This window comes from Chrysiogenia bacterium, assembly GCA_020434085.1.
GTDB lineage: Bacteria > JAGRBM01 > JAGRBM01 > JAGRBM01 > JAGRBM01 > JAGRBM01.
In genome coordinates this window covers 1-1525 of the sequence record JAGRBM010000049.1, presented here as the reverse complement: position 1 = coordinate 1525, position 1525 = coordinate 1, and the positions used below count along the sequence as shown (strand labels likewise).

The window sequence follows — 1525 nt, the reverse complement described above, 5'->3', positions numbered from 1 at the left end:
CGCGTGAGCGGCACCGTCGTCTGGGTCAACCGCCCCGGCGAGCAGCACGAGAACGCCGGCCCCGGCATGGGCGTTCGCTTCGAGGACATCGACGAGGACACCCTCCACGTCCTCGAGCGCATCATCCACCGCGTGGCGGTGCTGCCGGACGCGGAATAGGTCGCCTTCACTTCTCTCCCCTGCAAGCGACTGTTACCCGGTTGACGGGCTACTGGTTCAGCCTCATTTTTTGTCCACGTCCACGTCCACGTCCACGTCCACGTCCACGCCAGCCCGACGAAGCTTTAGCGAAGTCGGGGGCGCATTCGCGCCTTCTCCTGCGTTCGTCGTGGACGTTTTGCGTGGTCGTGGACGTGGACGAAATCCGTCCTGCAGGGCTGCTGCGGCGCCACCGCGGCCCCCTTGGCCTTTTCCCGTCCATCGGCAACAATCTGGCCCACCATGAGCAAGAACTTTACCAGCACCGGCGATTACATTGTTGATGACGAACTGGCCCGCATTGTCGAGGCCGCGGTGGCGCTGCAGCGCCCGCTGCTGATCAAGGGCGAGCCCGGCACCGGCAAGACCCGCCTGGCGCACGCGGTGGCGGCGTGGCTGAAAAAGCCCCTGCTCATCTGGAACGTGAAAAGCACCACCCGCGCCCAGGAAGGCCTCTACACCTACGACACGGTGGCCCGCCTCAACGACGCGCGCTTTGGCGACCACGACATCTCGGATATCAGCCAGTACATCCGCATGGGCAAGCTCGGGCAGGCCTTTGCCTCCGAAGAGCAGTGCGTCCTGCTCATCGACGAGATCGACAAGGCCGAGCTCGAATTCCCCAACGACCTGCTCAACGAACTCGACGAGATGCGCTTCCACATCCCCGAGACCGACGAGACCATCGCGACCAAGCACCGGCCCATCGTGATCATCACCTCGAACGCCGAAAAGGAACTGCCCGACGCCTTCCTGCGCCGCTGCGTGTTCCACTACATCGCCTTCCCCGACGAAGAACTCATGCGCCAGATCGTGAGCGTCCACTACCCCGACCTGGGGCAGAAACTCACCGACGCGGCCATCGGCAAATTCTACGAAATCCGCGAGATGCCCGAGATCCGCAAGGCCCCCTCCACGAGCGAGCTGCTCGACTGGATCAAGACCCTGGTTGCCTGCGGCATCGACGAGCAGCAGATCGCCCAGGCCGTCCCGCTGCTGGGCGTGCTCCTCAAGAAACCCCAGGACGTCCAGGTCGCCGAGCGAAAGACCCGCTGGGTGGGGTGAGTCGGGGGGGGGCTAAGCCCCTTTCCATTTCCGTGATTTTTTCCTGTCCGCCGAAGCCTTGCGCGAAGGTGGATCGAGGCCGGGCGAGGCATGCCTCGCCCCTACGGGTGTTGGGTCTGGTGCCGCACATGCGGGCCAGGCGCCGGTCCTGGCCGGTGTAGGGGCGAGGCATGCCTCGCCCTTCCTGGATCGCGGCCCGTGTTTACAAATTCCAAAAATTTTTTCTTCTCCCATTTCTCCTTCCGCGCAAACGGAGATCGTT

At 63.9% G+C, this 1525-nt stretch carries 1 protein-coding gene; it reads left to right on the top strand.

Annotated features, from left to right (window positions below):
* Positions 1–441: 441 nt before the first annotated feature.
* Positions 442–1263, top strand: a complete 822-nt coding sequence (locus KDH09_01575) for a MoxR family ATPase (GenBank protein MCB0218359.1) — start codon at positions 442–444, stop codon at positions 1261–1263.
* The last annotated feature ends 262 nt before the right edge of the window (positions 1264–1525 follow it).